Annotated in this window: 11 protein-coding genes, 2 tRNA genes, 2 rRNA genes and 1 riboswitch (1 of these 16 running past the window's edge); of the genes, 6 read left to right on the plus strand and 9 right to left on the minus strand. The window is 62.5% G+C overall.

All coding sequences use genetic code 11. The features are described from left to right. From FNV92_RS31760 to FNV92_RS31775, 4 genes are all read right to left on the minus strand, one after another. Positions 1 to 1,164 (minus strand): 23S ribosomal RNA (locus FNV92_RS31760); it reaches 1,709 nt to the left of the window's first position. Between the two features lie 411 nt (positions 1,165 to 1,575). Next, positions 1,576 to 1,651, minus strand: a tRNA-Ala gene (locus FNV92_RS31765). 33 nt (positions 1,652 to 1,684) lie between these two features. Next, positions 1,685 to 1,761, minus strand: a tRNA-Ile gene (locus FNV92_RS31770). Positions 1,762 to 1,952: 191 nt separating this feature from the next. After that, positions 1,953 to 3,441: ribosomal RNA gene (locus FNV92_RS31775) — 16S ribosomal RNA — on the minus strand. Together the 16S and 23S rRNA genes with 2 tRNA genes alongside form the textbook arrangement of a ribosomal RNA operon. Before the next feature lie 976 nt (positions 3,442 to 4,417). On the opposite strand from FNV92_RS31775, the gene FNV92_RS31780 reads away from it, so the two are divergent. After that, positions 4,418 to 6,496, plus strand: a complete 2,079-nt coding sequence (locus FNV92_RS31780; protein WP_143843132.1) for a M23 family metallopeptidase — start codon at positions 4,418 to 4,420, stop codon at positions 6,494 to 6,496. 89 nt (positions 6,497 to 6,585) lie between these two features. Here FNV92_RS31780 and clpB read toward each other — a convergent pair whose 3' ends face one another. Beyond that, on the minus strand, positions 6,586 to 9,225 hold the full coding sequence (clpB, locus tag FNV92_RS31785) for an ATP-dependent chaperone ClpB (RefSeq protein ID WP_143843131.1): 2,640 nt from the start codon (positions 9,223 to 9,225) through the stop codon (positions 6,586 to 6,588). Positions 9,226 to 9,467: 242 nt separating this feature from the next. On the opposite strand from clpB, the gene FNV92_RS31790 reads away from it, so the two are divergent. Further along, positions 9,468 to 10,256, plus strand: a complete 789-nt coding sequence (locus FNV92_RS31790) for an MOSC domain-containing protein (protein ID WP_143846159.1) — start codon at positions 9,468 to 9,470, stop codon at positions 10,254 to 10,256. 143 nt (positions 10,257 to 10,399) lie between these two features. Here FNV92_RS31790 and FNV92_RS31795 read toward each other — a convergent pair whose 3' ends face one another. Then, on the minus strand, positions 10,400 to 11,185 hold the full coding sequence (locus FNV92_RS31795; RefSeq protein WP_143843130.1) for a TIGR02594 family protein: 786 nt from the start codon (positions 11,183 to 11,185) through the stop codon (positions 10,400 to 10,402). A 217-nt stretch (positions 11,186 to 11,402) separates the two neighbouring features. Between FNV92_RS31795 and FNV92_RS31800 the strand changes: the two genes are divergently transcribed. Then, on the plus strand, positions 11,403 to 12,266 hold the full coding sequence (locus tag FNV92_RS31800) for an alpha/beta fold hydrolase (protein ID WP_143843129.1): 864 nt from the start codon (positions 11,403 to 11,405) through the stop codon (positions 12,264 to 12,266). Positions 12,267 to 12,354: 88 nt separating this feature from the next. Here the strand turns inward: FNV92_RS31800 and metW are convergent, their stop codons facing one another. Both metW and metX read right to left on the minus strand, forming a co-directional pair. After that, entirely contained in the window at positions 12,355 to 13,017 is a 663-nt protein-coding gene (gene metW, locus FNV92_RS31805) for a methionine biosynthesis protein MetW (RefSeq protein ID WP_015688832.1), read from the minus strand. Between the two features lie 2 nt (positions 13,018 to 13,019). Then, positions 13,020 to 14,222: a homoserine O-acetyltransferase MetX gene (gene metX / locus FNV92_RS31810; protein ID WP_143846158.1), complete on the minus strand. Its 1,203-nt coding sequence runs from the start codon at positions 14,220 to 14,222 to the stop codon at positions 13,020 to 13,022. Positions 14,223 to 14,308: 86 nt separating this feature from the next. Further along, positions 14,309 to 14,388: riboswitch (SAM riboswitch) on the minus strand. A gap of 217 nt (positions 14,389 to 14,605) precedes the next feature. Here metX and FNV92_RS31815 point away from each other — a divergent pair. From FNV92_RS31815 to FNV92_RS31825, 3 genes are read left to right on the plus strand one after another with little or no spacing between them, the layout of a single operon-like run. After that, positions 14,606 to 15,454: a chorismate mutase gene (locus FNV92_RS31815; RefSeq protein WP_143843128.1), complete on the plus strand. Its 849-nt coding sequence runs from the start codon at positions 14,606 to 14,608 to the stop codon at positions 15,452 to 15,454. 34 nt (positions 15,455 to 15,488) lie between these two features. Next, positions 15,489 to 16,586, plus strand: a complete 1,098-nt coding sequence (locus FNV92_RS31820; protein WP_143843127.1) for a pyridoxal phosphate-dependent aminotransferase — start codon at positions 15,489 to 15,491, stop codon at positions 16,584 to 16,586. Next, on the plus strand, positions 16,583 to 17,518 hold the full coding sequence (locus FNV92_RS31825) for a prephenate/arogenate dehydrogenase family protein (protein ID WP_143843126.1): 936 nt from the start codon (positions 16,583 to 16,585) through the stop codon (positions 17,516 to 17,518). Before FNV92_RS31820 ends, FNV92_RS31825 begins: the two co-directional genes overlap by 4 nt. A 129-nt stretch (positions 17,519 to 17,647) precedes the next feature. Here FNV92_RS31825 and FNV92_RS31830 read toward each other — a convergent pair whose 3' ends face one another. Then, positions 17,648 to 18,832, minus strand: coding sequence for a DUF2125 domain-containing protein (locus tag FNV92_RS31830; protein ID WP_015688837.1), 1,185 nt, complete (start codon positions 18,830 to 18,832; stop codon positions 17,648 to 17,650). Positions 18,833 to 18,857 lie beyond the last annotated feature (25 nt).

Here is an 18,857-nt window from a genome sequence, read left to right on the forward strand (position 1 = left end):
CCTGGTTGTTTTGGGATTTCCACATCCTTTCCCACTTAGCCACGAATTAGGGGCCTTAGCTGTAGGTCCGGGTTGTTTCCCTCTCCACAACGGACGTTAGCACCCGCTGTGTGACTCCCGGATAGTACTCTCAGGTATTCGGAGTTTGGTTGGGTTTGGTAAGACGGTAAGTCCCCCTAGCCCATCCAGTGCTCTACCCCCTGAGGTATTCGTCCGAGGCGATACCTAAATATCTTTCGCGGAGAACCAGCTATTTCCCAGTTTGATTGGCCTTTCACCCCTAACCACAAGTCATCGGAGTCTTTTTCAACAGACACCCGTTCGGTCCTCCAGTGAGTGTTACCTCACCTTCAACCTGCTCATGGCTAGATCACTAGGTTTCGGGTCTAATACAACGAACTTGACGCCCTATTCAGACTCGCTTTCGCTACGCCTTCGCCTATCGGCTTAAGCTTGCTCGTTAAATTAAGTCGCTGGCCCATAATACAAAAGGTACGATGTCACCCAGAACGTATCTTGGGCTCCATCTGTTTGTAGGTGTCCGGTTTCAGGTCTATTTCACTCCCCTCGTCGGGGTGCTTTTCACCTTTCCCTCACGGTACTGGTTCACTATCGGTCGCTGAGGAGTACTTAGGCTTGGAGGGTGGTCCCCCCGCGTTCAGACAGGATTTCACGTGTCCCGCCTTACTCGTGGATACATCATCGCATTACTCGTACGGGGCTATCACCCTCTAAGGCCCAGCTTTCCTGACTGGTTCCGATTGTCTTTGATGTATCACTGGCCTGGTCCGCGTTCGCTCGCCACTACTAACGGAGTCTCTGTTGATGTCCTTTCCTCCAGGTACTTAGATGTTTCAGTTCCCTGGGTTTGCTTGAAACCTCCTATGTATTCAGAAGTCTCATACCTTCTTTTGATAACCGGAAATCCAAAACCTCTTCGATCGAAATCTAAAGGTCTGGCGTCTTCCATTATCTGGTCGAACTCCACACCACAGTCTTTCGACTGAGGTCTTGGAGTTCCGGCTATCGAAGGTGGGTTTCCCCATTCGGAAATCCGCGGATCAAAGCTTCTTCGCAGCTCCCCACGGCTTATCGCAGCGTAGCACGTCCTTCATCGCCTCTCAGCGCCAAGGCATCCACCGAACACCCTTAAGGCACTTGATTGCTCTCATTATCAATGTCCACACACTCGGCAGAATGTTGTCTGCAGAATTACCTTGCGGCACGCGCCCTCGATGAACGCTATCTGCAGCCGGACAATGATTAGAAAGACCAGCTTGCTTCGTAAGATCGTTCCGATAGCGAGGCGGTCAAGCTTCGCTAAAAGGATCATTTACAACTCGTCCGTCTTCCAGACGCAGCCTTGTGAGCTACACTGAAAGGCGCACGAGCGCCGAAATGATCCGGAGATAATGAAGTCTCGCGTGGCAATTGCTTGCCGCACGATCCAACTCGGATCGATCTCCTCTTTACGATGTCAGAAATCACGCAGCTTGCTGTCCATCCGGACTAACAAGTGCGAAGTGATGTTTCGCGGACGATTTAGGTGCACGATCAGTCGATGATCAAACCATCTGGTGGAGCCAGACGGGATCGAACCGACGACCTCATGCTTGCAAAGCACGCGCTCTCCCAGCTGAGCTATGGCCCCGTAACCAGAAGACGAATGCTCACTCGATGAAAGTGGTGGGCCTGGGAAGACTTGAACTTCCGACCTCACGCTTATCAAGCGCGCGCTCTAACCAACTGAGCTACAAGCCCCTAACGCATATCCAGTCAAGGACCAGGGATCTGCAAGGTTGCAGCCCCAGCGCGTGTTCGTCCGCGAAGAAAGAGAAACGTAGACGGCGAAATCCCGCCAATGCAGCTCAACGATCCTGACGACCGTTGGCCACTGATGTTTCTAAAACGATCCGATAGTGAGCCGAAGCTCTCTGAAGGACCATCCTTAGAAAGGAGGTGATCCAGCCGCAGGTTCCCCTACGGCTACCTTGTTACGACTTCACCCCAGTCGCTGACCCTACCGTGGTTAGCTGCCTCCCTTGCGGGTTAGCGCACTACCTTCAGGTAAAACCAACTCCCATGGTGTGACGGGCGGTGTGTACAAGGCCCGGGAACGTATTCACCGTGGCGTGCTGATCCACGATTACTAGCGATTCCAACTTCATGGGCTCGAGTTGCAGAGCCCAATCCGAACTGAGACGGCTTTTTGAGATTTGCGAAGGGTTGCCCCTTAGCGTCCCATTGTCACCGCCATTGTAGCACGTGTGTAGCCCAGCCCGTAAGGGCCATGAGGACTTGACGTCATCCCCACCTTCCTCGCGGCTTATCACCGGCAGTCTCCTTAGAGTGCTCAACTAAATGGTAGCAACTAAGGACGGGGGTTGCGCTCGTTGCGGGACTTAACCCAACATCTCACGACACGAGCTGACGACAGCCATGCAGCACCTGTGCTCCAGGCTCCGAAGAGAAGGTCACATCTCTGCGACCGGTCCTGGACATGTCAAGGGCTGGTAAGGTTCTGCGCGTTGCGTCGAATTAAACCACATGCTCCACCGCTTGTGCGGGCCCCCGTCAATTCCTTTGAGTTTTAATCTTGCGACCGTACTCCCCAGGCGGAATGCTTAAAGCGTTAGCTGCGCCACTAGTGAGTAAACCCACTAACGGCTGGCATTCATCGTTTACGGCGTGGACTACCAGGGTATCTAATCCTGTTTGCTCCCCACGCTTTCGTGCCTCAGCGTCAGTATCGGGCCAGTGAGCCGCCTTCGCCACTGGTGTTCTTGCGAATATCTACGAATTTCACCTCTACACTCGCAGTTCCACTCACCTCTCCCGAACTCAAGATCTTCAGTATCAAAGGCAGTTCTGGAGTTGAGCTCCAGGATTTCACCCCTGACTTAAAGACCCGCCTACGCACCCTTTACGCCCAGTGATTCCGAGCAACGCTAGCCCCCTTCGTATTACCGCGGCTGCTGGCACGAAGTTAGCCGGGGCTTATTCTTGCGGTACCGTCATTATCTTCCCGCACAAAAGAGCTTTACAACCCTAGGGCCTTCATCACTCACGCGGCATGGCTGGATCAGGCTTGCGCCCATTGTCCAATATTCCCCACTGCTGCCTCCCGTAGGAGTTTGGGCCGTGTCTCAGTCCCAATGTGGCTGATCATCCTCTCAGACCAGCTACTGATCGTCGCCTTGGTAGGCCATTACCCTACCAACTAGCTAATCAGACGCGGGCCAATCTTTCGGCGATAAATCTTTCCCCGTAAGGGCTTATCCGGTATTAGCACAAGTTTCCCTGTGTTGTTCCGAACCAAAAGGTATGTTCCCACGCGTTACTCACCCGTCTGCCGCTGACGTATTGCTACGCCCGCTCGACTTGCATGTGTTAAGCCTGCCGCCAGCGTTCGCTCTGAGCCAGGATCAAACTCTCAAGTTGGACTTGAACTTTGAACCGGCTGATCACAACGTTTGACGAGGTCCCACCATTGTCGACCGAGATCGACTTGCTGCCTGCGATTCACATCGCGGGCAACGATGGTGTTTCCTTGAAAACGTGTACCGCCGAAGTCTTTCGTCCCCTCTCAGAACTCAAAAGCCGAAGCTCTTCAGTGTCTAAGAGGCGCAAGGACTCCGCCGTCCACGTTTCTCTTTCTTCATCTTCACTTGTCAAACAGCCCGGGACCAGGAGGCCCCAACCTTCCAGAGTGGAAGGGTTCCGACACCCTTACCGGCGACGAATGAACTCCAACCGATTTGTGTCGGCTGTTGTGCACTCAACGAGGTGAGGAGCATCAGTGGCGCGTCCGCTCGCCTTGGTCAGTGACCCGGCGGCGCCGCGCTCAGTGGTCGGGTTATAGGCCCCCCCGCCCGGGATTGTCAACGCCCATCGTCAACAAATCGTCGCACAGTGGATCGTCGCGAAAAATCGAGCGATTCCAGTCGATTAGCGCGAGCAAGAATGGGCCGACGGCGACCGCCCGCCAAAAAATCTCAAAAAAAGTTTGCCTCCCGGCGGGCTCCGGAGGGGGCTTTTTGGCGTCCTCCAGACGGGCCACCCGCGCCCGGCCGTTCAGGAAACTTTTCCATATAGGACGCCGTACTTGAGCCACATTCCCGCGGCGTTCTGGTAAGAGACAAGCTTGAATCGCGGGGATGCCAGTGGGGGCTGCCGGCGGTTTTCATGGGGTCCGAGGAAGGCGATCTTACGGATGACGCGGCCTTCTTCAGACATTCGAGAGACATCGAGAGCGCTTTTTCCGTCCAGCTGTTCGTAATTTCGGCCGGCCCCGAACTGGGGCTTTCTGAGCGCGGGCGCCTGTGCGGCTTGCCTTATCCGGCAATCCCCCTTGAAGAGGGCGGCCGGGACGGGGTTCGAAACCGGGCATCTTGGGTCGTTGATTGGGGGACTTCAGTTGAACCACAGGACGTCACGCGGCGCTTACGGGCGTGAAACCGGGATCATCGATCTCGGCCACGAGCCGCCGCTGTCCGTCGACGGTTCAGAAGCTGCCGTCATCGATCGCCGTCGCGTTTCGGTGCAATGGTTCAGCGGCACAATCCTGACCGGACTCTGCGGCGCAGCCTTGATCGGCGGCGCCGTTTTCGCGTCTCTGGACGGCGAAATGACCTTCGCCAAGGTGCCGGAGCGCGTCGAAGGTGCGCTGCGTGGCGCCTTCGGCGCCGCCGATCGCGCCGCCACGCTGCACAAGAGCGACCGCCTGCCGCCGCCGAACGAATCCTCCGCCTCGCGCAACATCGTGCGCGTCTCGACGGTCGCCCGCGTCGGCAACCGCGACGTGATGCGCGTGCGCCCCTTCATCCGGATCGCCGGCAACCTGTCGATGACGACGAGCGACCTGTCCGCGAAAATTCCGCCGTTCAACGCGCAACGCCTGCTCACCGACGTAGGCTCCGATCCGAAGACCGCATCCGAAGATCCGAACAATCCGGAAGCCGTCGAGCCCGACGCCGAGGTCTCCTTCGTCACCAAGGACCTGTCGCCGGTGCTGCCGAAGGCGAAGATTTCCGCGGTGGTGGCGCTCGACGACATCCTGATGCGAGTGCGCGACGCCGCCAACTGGCGCGGCAATGGCGGGGTACGTTACGCCTCGCTCGCCAATGCCGCCGCCGACGTCTCCGGCGCGACCGGCAAGTCCGACATCAGCGGGTCCGACATGAAGATGGCCTATGCCACCGAAGTGTCGCCGTCCGATCCCTATGCCGGCTTCGAGACGCGCGTGGTGCCTGAAAACGTCACGCTGCTGCCGAAGACCAAGGAACAGATCACCGGCGGCAATCCCAATGGCGAGCGCGTCCATGTCGTCAAGAAGGGCGACACCGTTTCCGCCGTCCTGCGCGATCTCGGCGCGACGGCCGAGGAAATCAAGGCGATTACCGCCACGCTTGGCCCCCGCGGCCGGGACGGCGGTCTGAAGGAAGGCGAAAGGCTCCGCATCCTGATGGCGCCCGCAAGCCCCGGCGCGAGGCTGCAGCCCTACCGCGTCGTCGTCGCCAACGACACCATGGTCGAGGCGATCGCCGCGCTGTCCGATCTCGGCAAATACGTTGCGGTCGACGTTTCCAGCATGAACACCGTTGCGGACGCTGCGGCCAGCGCCAACAGCGACGACGATGACGACGATGACGGCACTGGCGTGCGGCTCTACCAGAGCATCTACGAGACCGCGATGCGCAACAAGGTGCCGATGCCGGTCATCGAGGACATGATCAAGATCTACTCCTACGACGTCGATTTCCAGCGCAAGGTACAGCCCGGCGATTCCTTCGACGTGTTCTACGCCGGCGAGGACGAGGGCGTGACGGCGAGCGAAAAGAACGACGTGCTGTTCGCCTCGCTCACGATCGGCGGCGAGACCAAGAAATACTACCGCTACCAGAGCCCCGACGACGGCGTCGTCGACTACTATGACGAGACCGGCAAGAGCGCGAAGAAGTTCCTGGTCAGGAAGCCCGTCAACACCGCCATCATGCGCTCCGGCTTCGGTGGCCGCCGCCATCCGATTCTGGGCTTCGTGAAGATGCATACCGGCGTCGATTGGGCCACCTCCTACGGCACGCCGATCTTCGCCTCCGGCAACGGCGTGATCGAAAAGGCCGGCCCCGAGGGCGGCTACGGCAAATACATCCGCATCAAGCATTCCAACGGCTACGAGACCGCCTACGGCCACATGTCGGCTTTCGCCAAGGGCATGGAGCCCGGCAAGAAGGTTCGGCAGGGCCAGGTCATCGGCTTCGTCGGCTCCAGCGGCATGTCGACCGGCCCGCACGTCCACTACGAAATCCTGGTCAACGGCCGTTTCGTCGATCCGATGCGCGTGAAGCTGCCGCGCGGCCGCTCGCTGGAAGGTCCGATGATGGCAGGCTTCGAGAAGGAGCGCGACCGCCTCGACGGCATGATGAGCGGCCGCAACGGCGCCATCGCGAGGATGTCGGATGCGACGGGTGGACCGTTGCAGGTGACGAACCGGTAGGTCTCACGTCCAGAGACAGCACGTCAGAACGAATAGGCCCCGGAGTGGAAAACCTCTCCGGGGCCTATGTCATTTTCGGCTAGCGGCGATCAGTTCAGCTTGCGCTTCGATACCGGCGCCTCGAACTGAGCGATTTCCGCGGTCTGCGGGGCCTTGCCGTTGAAGGTCAGCACGTTGCCCTCGGACGAGATCGCGACCGCATCTCCGTCCTTGATGTCGCCCGCCAGGATCATCTCGGCGAGCGGATCCTGGACGTAGCGCTGGACCACCCGCTTCAGCGGCCTTGCGCCGTAGGCGGGATCCCAGCCCTTCTCGGCGAGCCAGTCGCGTGCCTTGCCATCGAGCGTCAGCACGATCTTGCGATCGGTCAGGAGCTTCTCGAGCCGGCTGAACTGGATCTCGACGATCCGGCCCATCTCACTCTTCTGCAAGCGATGGAACAGGATGATCTCATCGACGCGGTTCAGGAATTCCGGCCTGAAATGCGTCCGCACCGTCGCCATCACGTGCTCGCGCACGGCTGACGTGTCTTCGCCCTCCGGTTGATTCACCAGGAATTCCGAACCGAGGTTCGAAGTCATGATGATCAGCGTGTTGCGGAAATCGACGGTACGGCCTTGCCCGTCAGTCAATCGGCCGTCGTCGAGCACCTGCAACAGGACGTTGAACACATCAGGATGCGCCTTCTCGATCTCGTCGAACAGCACCACCTGATAGGGCCGGCGCCGCACCGCTTCGGTGAGCGCACCGCCCTCGTCGTAACCGACATAGCCCGGAGGCGCGCCGATCAGCCGCGAGACCGAATGCTTCTCCATGTACTCGGACATGTCGAGGCGAACCATCGCGGTCTCGTCGTTGAACAGGTATTCGGCGAGCGCCTTGGTCAGCTCGGTCTTGCCGACGCCGGTGGGCCCCAGGAACATGAACGAACCCATCGGCCGGTTCGGGTCCTGCAAGCCTGCCCGGGAGCGGCGCACGGCGGTCGCGACCGCACGCACGGCCTCGGCCTGACCGACGACGCGCTGTCCGAGCTGCCCTTCCATCTTGAGGAGCTTCTCCTTCTCGCCCTCCAGCATCTTGTCGACGGGCACGCCGGTCCAGCGCGAGACCACCTGCGCGATGTGGTTTGCCGTCACGGCCTCCTCCATCATCTCGCCGGAGTTCTCCTTGGCCTCGATATCCGCAAGCTGCTTCTCGAGCTGCGGAATCCGGCCATAGGCCAGCTCGCCGGCCTTCTGGAATTCACCGCGCCGCTGCGCGTCGGCGAGATCGACGCGCAAGCCGTCGAGCTCCGCCTTCAGCTTCTGGGCGTCGGACAGCTTGTTCTTCTCCGCGCTCCAGCGCGCCGTCAGCGCGGACGACTTTTCCTCGAGCTCGGCAAGCTCCTTCTCCAGCGTCTGCAGGCGGCTCTTCGAGCCGGCATCGCTCTCCTTCTTCAAGGCTTCCTGCTCGATCTTCAGCCGGATGATTTCCCGATCCATGGAATCGAGCTCTTCCGGCTTGGAATCGACCTGCATCTTCAGCCGCGCTGCCGCCTCGTCCATCAAGTCGATGGCCTTGTCCGGCAGGAAACGGTCGGTGATGTAGCGGTTCGACAGCGTGGTCGCGGCCACCAATGCGGAATCGGTGATGCGCACGCCGTGATGCTGCTCGTACTTGTCTTTCAGACCGCGCAGGATCGAAATGGTGTCCTCGACCGTCGGCTCGGGCACGAAGATCGGCTGGAACCGGCGCGCCAGCGCGGCGTCTTTTTCGACGTGCTTGCGGTACTCATCCAGGGTCGTCGCGCCGATGCAATGAAGTTCGCCGCGCGCCAGCGCGGGCTTCAGCAAATTCGACGCGTCCATCGCGCCGTCGCCCTTGCCCGCTCCGATCAGCGTGTGCATTTCGTCGATGAACAGGATGATCGAGCCCTCGGCCGAGGTGACCTCCTGCAGAACGGCTTTCAACCGCTCCTCGAATTCGCCGCGATATTTGGCGCCCGCGATCAGCGAGCCCATGTCGAGCGACAGCAGCTTCTTGTCCTTCAGGCCTTCCGGCACGTCGCCATTCAGGATGCGCAACGCGAGCCCTTCGACAATGGCGGTCTTGCCGACGCCGGGCTCGCCGATCAGGACGGGATTGTTCTTGGTCCGGCGCGACAGCACCTGAATCGTACGGCGAATCTCCTCGTCGCGGCCGATGACCGGATCGAGCTTGCCGTCGCGCGCAGCCTGGGTCAGGTCGCGGGCGTATTTTTTCAGCGCGTCATAGGCGTTCTCGGCCGTTGCCGAGTCCGCGGTGCGGCCCTTGCGCAGCGCCTCGATCGCGGCGTTGAGATTCTGCGGAGTGACGCCGCCCTTGGCGAGGATCACGCCGGCTTCGCTGGTCTTCTCCAGCGTCAGACCGAGCAGCAGCCGCTCGACGGTGACGAAGCTGTCCCCGGCCTTCTCGCCGGCCTTTTCAGCGGCGTCGAAGGTGCGGGCGAGCTCGGGCGCGAGGTAAATCTGGCCGGCACCGCCGCCGGAGACCTTCGGCACCTTGGCGAGGGCGTCCTCGGTGGCCTTGAGGATTGCGCGGGAATTGCCACCGGCGCGGTCGATCAGACCCGCAGCCAGCCCCTCATTGTCGTCCAGCAGCACTTTCAGGACGTGCAGCGTCGAAAACTGCTGATGCCCCTCGCGCACTGCAAGCGATTGCGCGGACTGGACGAAGCCCCTGGAGCGTTCGGTATATTTGTCGATGTTCATTTTGTTGTCTTTCCCTCGGCCTGCCCTCGGAGCCCTCAAAGGCACTCCTAGCGGCATCTTCATTGGGTTTCCGCTAGCCGCGTTGACATTCCTCAACCGGCAGCGGTCGTTATCAGCCGGCGCTGGCGTCGGCCTGACCCAAATGTGGGAAGCGTGTCCTCGGATCGGAAGAGGCCACTTCACAATTTCGTGCGCGGATTCGCGTGCTTGGCGCCACCGGGGCGAATCCCCTAAGTAGTGTCATGACAGCCAGCCAGACCGCCGAAATCACCGGCCTTTACCGCTACCCGATCAAGGGGCTGACGCCGGAGCCTCTGCCCCGCGTCCTGTTGCGGACCGGCCAGACCCTGCCCGCCGACCGCCGCTACGCCATCGAAAACGGCCCGAGCGGGTTCGACCCCGAACAGCCCCAGTGGAAGCCGAAAATCCAGTTCTTGATGCTGGCGCGCAATGAGCGGCTGGCGTCCCTCGACAGCCGGTTCGAGGACGCGACCAACCGCCTGACCATCCGCAGGGACGGCCAGATCGTCGCCAGCGGCGATCTGGAGACCGAAGCCGGGCGCGCCGCCATCGAGGAGTACTTCCGCGAGAATTTTCAGCCGGAGCTGAAGGGGCCGCCAAAGATCCTGTCAGGACGCGACCACAGTTTTTCCGACGTCGCCCGCAAGGTCGTGTCCATCATCAATCTCGGCAGCGTCCGCGCCATCGAGACCATGCTCGGCGGCACCAAAGTGCATCCGCTGCGCTTTCGCGGCAATCTCTATGTAAAGGGCTGGCCAGCCTGGTCAGAGCTCGACCTCGTCGGTCAGACGCTTGCGATCGGCCAGGCCCGGCTGAAAGTAGTCAAGCGCATCGTCCGCTGCCCGGCCGTCAACGTCGATCCCGAGACCGCCGTGCGCGATCTCGAGATTCCGCCGACGCTCTCGCGCAATCTCGGCCATATGGATTGCGGAATTTATGCCGAGGTGATCGCCGACGGGGAGATTGGCGTGGGGGATGTGGTGGCGATGGAAGAGCCGATATTGGTTTGAGCTTCCGCTGCCTCCACGCACTCCGTCATTGCGAGCGCAGCGAAGCAATCCAGGAATCTATCCGCTGAGACAGTCTGGATTGCTTCGTCGCCAGCGCAAAATTGCTTCGCAATTTTGACGCGGGCTCCTCGCAATGACAGCCGTCAGTTCGGCATCACATACGCATAGATCCGGCCGCGCGAGACCGGCGCCTCGCGAACGCGATTGCCGTTGTTGCCGGAAATCATGATCGGATTGCCCTGCGCGTCGACGCCGGTGATGATGCCGACATGCCCGCCGCGGCGGCCGCGCGACATCACCGCGATGGCGCCGACCTGCGGGCCGGAGACACGCGTGCCGTAATGCGCGAACGAGTTCGCCATGTCCGATCCGGTGCCGCGATGGCCGGTTTTCTCCAGCACCATGTTCATGAAGCGCGCGCACCACAGGCTGCCGCGCCCGGTCGGATTGCCACCGACATAGCGGCGCGCCTCGGACACGAGGCCCGATCCGCCGCCGAAGCCGCCGCTCATGCTCATGTTGCCGGTGTTGCCCATATCGCCGGCGCCGTTCTTGTTCACGGCATAGCTCTTGTTGACGGCACGGCTCATCTTGCCGACCCGGCTCGTGTTTCCGCCGGTGCTCATGTCACCGCCGCCCGCAAAGTTCATGCTGCCCATGCTGCCACCATTGGCGTTGGGATCGTAGCTGGCCTGCGCGTTCATGAATCCGCTGGTCTGCCATTGCGACGCGCTGCGCTCGACGCGCGAGCTGCGCGCATGGTGACGATAATGATGATGATATCTGGCATGATGCGCGTGAGCGTGCCGCTCCGCGCTATGACGATACGGCCGTGCCGAAGCCGGAGAAGAAACTGCGGCGACTGCCGCGAAGAAAAGCGCCAGTGCGACAAGGCAACGCGACAGGCGAGACGCAAACAACTCGAACATTACTCATCCTTCGTTGACACCCCCAGTTCCCAATCGGCCCCTGCGATGGCCGATATCCCTCAGGCCGTTAACCCGCCGGATGTGGCGAGAAAAAGACGCCGGCCTCCCCGAATAGCTGCGATGTTCTCGTATCGGTGCTGGTTCGAGGCTGCCGCATTGCGGACAACAGCATTAACTGCGATCCTCCATCGCGGCTTGAAAGAGAGAGAAACGGTTAATGCCCCACGCCATGACCAGGGACGATGTCCGCATCTATTTCGAAGAGGCAGGCCAGGGAACGCCGATTATTTTCCTGCACGAGTTCGCGGCCGACTACACCAACTGGGAGCCGCAGATGCGCTATTTCTCGCGCGGTCACCGTTGCATCACCTATTCGGCACGCGGTTACACGCCGTCGGATGTGCCCGATGGTGAAGTCTACAGCTATCAGCATTTCTACACCGACGCGCTCGCCGTGCTCGATCACCTCGAGATCGAGCGCGCGCATCTCGTGGGCCTCTCGATGGGCGCCTATTCGTCGCTCCAGATCGGATTGAACGCACCGCAGCGCGCGCTGTCGATGACGCTGGCCGGCGTCGGCTCGGGCTCGGAGCTCGAGAACCTCGATGCCTGGCGTAAGCAATGCCGTGCCAATGCCGAGCAGTTCGAGACGCTCGGCTCCGCCGAGGTCGCGAAGGTGACGCGCGAGGCGCCGAGCCGGATTCCCTTTCTGATCAAGGACCCGCGGGGCCACGCCGATTTCTACGCCGCGCTGGCGCGGCACGACGCGAAGGGTTCGGCGAACACAATGCGCGGTTTCCAGGGCGGCCGTCCGTCGATCTTGACGATGACCGACGCAATCAAGAAGGCGACCACGCCCGCTCTGATCATCTGCGGTGACGAGGACGATCCGTGCGTGGGGGCGAGCCTGTTCCTGAAGAAGCATCTGCCCGCGGCCGGGCTCGCGATGTTTCCGAAGTCGGGCCACGTGCTCAACCTGGAAGAGCCCGCGCTGTTCAACGAGAGCGTGGAGCGGTTCGTGACGCTGGTGGAAGCCGGGCGCTGGCCGGTGCGCGATCCGAGGTCACTGGCGGGGCATTAGCCCCGTCATTGCGAGCGCAGCGAAGCAATCCAGAATCCCTCCGCGGAAAGACGCTGGATGGCTTCGCTGCGCTCGCAATGACGAGAAACTACTTTCCTTGCCCACGCGTCAGCAGGAACACGCCCTGCTCGCCGAACAGATTCCACACCCACCACGGCATCCGCAGCCGCAGCGGGCGGCCGTAGAGATCGAGCGCCTCGGCGCGCTCCATCTTGACGCCGATCGCGTCGCAGAGCTCGACGAAATCCTTGATGGTGCAGAAATGAATATTGGCGGTGTCGTACCAGCTTGCCGGCAGATTCTCGGTGCGCGGCATGTGGCCGCCGACCAGGAGCTGGAGCCGCATCTTCCAGAAGCCGAAATTGGGGAACGAGACGATGGCGCGGCGGCCGATGCGCAGCAGATTTTCCAGCACCACCTTCGGCTGCCGTGTCGCCTGCAGCGTCTGCGACAGGATCACGTAGTCGAAGGCGTCGTCGGGATAGTTGACGAGGTCGGTGTCGGCATCGCCCTGCACCACCGCGAGCCCCTTGGCGACGCAGCGGTTGACGCCCTCGCGCGACAATTCGATGCCGCGGCCGTCGATGCCGCGGGTCTCCAGCAGCTGGAGCAAGTCGCCCTCGCCGCAGCCGACATCGAGTACTTTCGAGCCCGGCTTGACCATCCCGGCAACCAGCAGATGATCGGCGCGAAACTGGCCACGCTGCTCCGTGGTGAGGCCGTCCAGGGGCAGCACTTCCTGTACGGACATCGCTAGCCCTCCTTGCCGGTGAGTCCGCGCGCCTTGCCGGCCGATTGCAGGAAGGCGCGGGAAATGTCGAGGAATTCGGGCACGTCGAGCAGGAAGGCGTCATGGCCGCGATCGGTTTCGATCTCGGCGAACGACACCCGCGCGCTCGACGCATTCAGCGCATGCACCAGCGCGCGCGATTCCGAGGTCGGGAACAGCCAGTCGCTGGTGAACGAGACGACGCAGAAGCGGGTCTGGATGCCGGCGAACGCTTTCGCCAGCACGCCGCCGTGATCCCCGGCGATATCGAAATAGTCCATCGCGCGCGTCAGATAGAGATAGGAATTGGCATCGAACCGCTCGACGAAGGACGAGCCCTGGTAGCGCAGATAGCTCTCGACCTGGAAGTCGGCATCGAACGAGAAGGTCGGCAGCTCGCGGTCCTGCATGCGGCGGCCGAACTTGCGATGCAGCGCCGCGTCCGAGAGATAGGTGATGTGCGCGGCCATCCGCGCCACCGCGAGCCCGCGATGCGGATGGATGCCGTGATCGGCGTAGCCGCCATTGTGCCAGTCGGGATCGGCCATCACGGCCTGGCGGCCAAGCTCGTGGAAAGCGATGTTCTGCGCCGAATGCCGCGTCGCGCAAGCGATCGCCAGCGCGGAGTATACGCGCTTGGGATAGGCCGCGGTCCATTGCAGCACCTGCATGCCGCCCATCGAGCCGCCGACGACAGCAAACAGCGTATCGATGCCGAGCCGGTCGATCAGCATCGCCTGCGCGCGCACCATGTCGGGAATGGTGATGACGGGGAAATCCAGCCCCCACACCTTGCCGGTGGCGGGATTGATCGAGGCCGGCCCGGTCGAGCCCATGCAGCCGCCGATCACGTTGGAGCAGATGATGAAGTAGCGGCTGGGATCGAGCGGCCGGCCGGGGCCGACCAGGGTCTCCCACCAGCCTGGCTTGCCGGTGACGGGATGCAAATTGGCGACATGCTGGTCGCCGGTCAGCGCATGGCAGATCAGAACCGCGTTGGAACGGTCGGCGTTGAGTTCGCCGTAGGTCTGGTAGGCGATCTGGAACGGGGTGAGATCGACGCCGCAATCGAGCCGCAGCGGCTGGTCCGCGCCGAACTGCGCAACCTGCGAACTCGGATGATCCACCTCATGCGACCGGTCGTCGGCACTGATCGCGGGACTCGGAATCGACTTGACGCCAACCATCATCGACCTCGTTTGCGACCGGCTGCCAAGCCGGCGCTGGATTCAGGCCATGAAAAACCCGGCCTGAACGATAGGTTCGGCCGGGATCGGAAGCGTCCCCGGCCTGTTTAGCGAGTTTTTTAACGTGGCTGCAAGCCGGCCGGCTCAAATGACCACGGAACAGGCAAAAACTACTGTCTTGGCCGGTTTTCGTCAAGTCGCGGTCCGGATTCGCCAAAATAGTCCCTCACCGGGCGGCAAAGCAGGACCGATTTCCCTTTGCATTTCTCTTTGCTTTCGCCGCCCCGACTGCCTAATCAGGACCTCAACAGCCGCGAGCCCAACCATATCAGTCGACTTGGCCGGCCCGCATTGGAACGCCTCTCAACACTCGCTTGCCAGATATGTCCCAACGTCCGCCCGCGCCACCATCGCTCCAGGAATTGCGCAAGGAGATCGACGCGATCGACGAGGGCATGCACCGCCTGCTGATGCAGCGCGGCGACATCATCGACCGCCTGATTCAGGTGAAGCAGACCCAGGAGGTCGGCTCGGCATTCCGCCCGGCACGCGAGGCCGCGATGATGCGCGACCTCGTGCAGCGTCATCGCGGCATCCTGCCGCTCGACACGGTCGAGAGCATCTGGCGCGTCATCATCTCGACCTTCACCTATGTCCAGGCGCCGTTCTCCGTGCATGCCGACATCTCGGTGAGCGAGCCCGCCATGCGCGATTCCGCGCGTTTCCATTTCGGCTTCACGGTGCCCTACGTCGCGCATTTCAGTGCGCAGGCGGCGGTCGAGGCGGTGGCGAAATCCAAGGGCGATCTGGCGCTGGTCTCGGCGACCTCGAGCCGCACGCCGTGGTGGCTGGAACTGGAAGCCGCGGGCGCGCCAAAGATCATCGCGCGGATGCCCTTCGTCGAGCGCGCCGACCATCCGGCAGCGCTGCCGGTGTTCGCCATCTCGCGCGTCCCCGACAGCGCCCTGGTGACGGAGGTCGAGACCTTCAGCGTGCGCGTGTCCGGCTGGAACGCCGATGTCGCGCGCGCGCTGTCACCGCTCGCCGAGATCGTGGCGGTGCCCGATACCGCCTTCGACGGCGCGGCGCTGTTGGTCTCGGTCACGAGCGCGACCAGCATCGACAAAATCAAGGCTGCCCTGATCGAAGCGGGGGCCTCGGTGCGGTCCACGGCCCTCGTCGGCAGCCACGCAACGCGCTATACGGTGCCCCCGACCGGGCCGAAATCGTAAATCGCGAACCGCCTTAGCCTATCCGGAGTTGAAGATGTCACGCCCCGTGCCGAATCCCGGCATTCTCGATATTGCGCCCTACACGCCCGGCAAGAGCCCGGTCGCCGAGCCGGGCCGCAAGGTGTTCAAGCTCTCGGCCAACGAGACGCCGTTCGGGCCCTCGCCGAAGGCGATCGAGGCCTTCAAGAGCGTAGCGGATCATCTGGAGGATTATCCGGAAGGCACCTCGCGCGTGCTGCGTGAAGCCATCGGCCGCAGCTTCGGCCTCGATCCCAACCGCATCATCTGCGGCGCCGGCTCGGACGAGATCCTCAACCTGCTCGCGCACACCTATCTCAGCCATGGCGACGAGGCGATCTCCACCACGCACGGCTTCCTGGTCTATCCGATCGCGACCATGGCGGTCGGTGCGAAGAACGTGGTCGCAGCCGAGAAGAACCTCACCACCGACGTCGACGCCATCCTCAAGGCGGTGACGCCGAAGACAAAGCTGGTCTGGCTCGCCAACCCGAACAATCCGACCGGGACCTATATTCCGTTCGACGAGGTCAAGCGCCTGCGCGCCGGCCTGCCCTCGCATGTGCTGCTGGTGCTGGACGCCGCCTATTCCGACTACGTCTCGCGTAACGATTACGAGATGGGGATCGAGCTGGTCGCCACCACCGAGAACACCGTGGTGACGCACACTTTCTCCAAGATCCACGGCCTTGCGGCGCTGCGCATCGGCTGGATGTTCGGCCCCGAGCACATCATCGACGCGGTCAACCGCATCCGCGGTCCGTTCAACGTGTCGACCCCCGCGATGTACGCCGCCGTTGCCGCGATCGAGGACACCGCGCACCAGGCGATGTCGAAGCAGTTCACCGAGACCTGGCGCAACTGGCTGGCCGAGGAGATCGGCAAGCTCGGGCTGAAGGTGACGCCGGGCGTCGCGAACTTCATCCTGATCCACTTCCCGACCGACAAGGGCAAGACCTCGGACGACGCCGACGCGTATCTCACCAAGCGGGGCCTCGTGCTGCGCGGGTTGAAGAATTACGGTCTGCATCATGCGCTGCGCATGACCATCGGCACCGAAGAGGCCAATCGCCTCGTCGTCGACGGCCTGCGCGACTTCATGGCCGGCAAATGAGCATCCAGCCGCACTTCCAGCGCGTTGCGCTGATCGGCTTCGGCCTGATCGGCGGCTCGATCGCGCGCGCTGCGAAGCTCCAGGGCCTGGCCTCCGAGATCGTCACCACCGCGCGCTCGGAGAAGACGCGCGCGCGGGTGCTCGAGCTCGGCATCGTCGACCAGGTCGTGGCGACCAATGCGGAAGCCGTGAAGGACGCCGATCTCGTCATTCTCTGCATTCCCGTCGGAGCCTGCGGGCCGGTGGCGCAGGAGATCGCTGATTATCTCAAGCCGGGCGCGATCGTCTCCGACGTCGGCTCGGTCAAGGGCGCGATCGTCAGGGACATGGCGCCGCATCTGCCGAAGAGCGTTCATTTCGTGCCGGCCCATCCGGTCGCGGGCACTGAACATTCGGGGCCGGATTCCGGCTTCGCCGAACTCTTCATCAATCGCTGGTGCATCCTGACGCCGCCGGAAGGCGTCGACGCGGCTGCCACCGATCGCCTGCGCGCGTTCTGGGCCGCGATGGGCGCCAAGGTCGAGGTGATGAGCCCGGATCATCATGATCTCGTGCTCGCGATCACCAGCCATCTGCCGCATCTGATCGCCTACACCATCGTCGGCACCGCCGACGAATTGGCGCAGGTGACGGAGTCCGAGGTCATCAAGTTCTCCGCCGGCGGCTTTCGCGACTTCACCCGCATCGCGGCGTCCGATCCGACGATGTGGCGCGACGTCTTCCTCGCCAACAAGGACGCCGTGCTGGAGATGCTCGGCACTTTCACCGAGGATCTGGCAAAGCTCACCCGCGCCATCCGCCGCGGCGACGGCGAGGCGCTGTTCGACCACTTCACCCGCACCCGCGCCATCCGCCGCGGCATCGTCGAGATCGGCCAGGATTCGGCCGCTCCCGACTTTGGCCGGCCGCTTGCGGCGCTGAAGAAGCCGTAGCTTTATCCGCACTCTCCGTCATGGCCGGGCTTGACCCAGCCATCCACGCGCATCCGCGATTGTCGGCAGACGTGGATGCCCGGGACAAGCCCGGGCATGACGATGGAGCATGCGCTGGCCCCGCCGCCCTCAATACAACGGCGGGATCACGCCAACCTTGACCGGGCCGAGCAGCACGGCGCCGTCGACGAATTTCAGCGGGAAGCTGCGGGCCTTCTTGCCCTCCAGCGTGCTTTCGGTGCCGATCGAATTGATGCCGGCGGCAAGTCCGGCATTGGCGTTCTGCTTGATGACCTTGCCGAGGCCGGGCACCGCGCGGTCGAGCGCGCCAAAGAGATTGTTGAGGTCCTGCGACTTCACGCCGGGCGCGACGCGGTCGAGCGTTGCCTGCGGCACGCCCTCTTCCAGCATCTTCTCGATACCGAGCGCCGGGATCACGCGCTCGAGGCCCGTCACCGTCATCTGCAGCTCGCCATCGAGTCGGCCATTGGCCGAGAGTCCGAGCGTGCCAGCCGCGACCGCGATCATCTCGCCCTGCTGGATCCGCGACTGCACGATCTCGATATGGCCGCCGGCGGCCTGGATCTCGCGGAAGCGCTGCGGCCAGGGCTTTGGCGTGAGGTCGGAGAGGCCGGTGATCTTCGCGCGCGTGTCGGCTTCGAACGGCTCGGCCAGCAACGGATGAACACCCTGGATGCTGCCCTGCGCGATATGGGCCACGGTCTCGATCACGGGATGATCGGCCGGCGATCCGTCGGCGAGACGTCCGTGCAGTTCGACCTGCTTGGCGCGCGCGAGCGGCACCTGCACGCTGCCGTCGAGACGGTTGATGGTGAGATCGTCGAACACGATGGAGGCGCGGTCCGGGATCGCCGGCAGGCCGACCACGCTGCTGCGGCCCTTGCTCCAGTTCACAACGAAGGTGTTTTGCGTGACGCCGTCGGTCAGCGTCGCCGGCGAGGAGAATTCGGCGATGACGAGCTTGGGATCGTAGACCTGGGCGACGACCAGGATGTTGTCGAGCCTGGCCGTGAACGGCGTCTTGCTCGCGTTCTGCGACACCAGCGCGACGCTGGCGCCGGAGCACTGGACCTCGAAGCGGAAGGGGAAGCCCGCGATCGAGCGCTTGGCGCAATCATAGATGCGGCCGGCTTTGGCCTCCTGCGCGCGCCAGGCATCTGCCGCCACCTCGGCCTGCGACGCGGCATAGAACCAGAAGCCGCTCCACGCGACCGCGAGGATCAGGAGGAGAACGGGTGCGATGAAAAGGCCCCAACGGGAGCGACGGCCTGCGGCAACGGTCATATCGGACATGCGGCGACCCTTTGACCTCAGATGA

Origin of the sequence: Bradyrhizobium cosmicum (assembly GCF_007290395.2) — a bacterium.
In the GTDB taxonomy this organism is placed as follows: Bacteria; Pseudomonadota; Alphaproteobacteria; order Rhizobiales; family Xanthobacteraceae; genus Bradyrhizobium; species Bradyrhizobium cosmicum.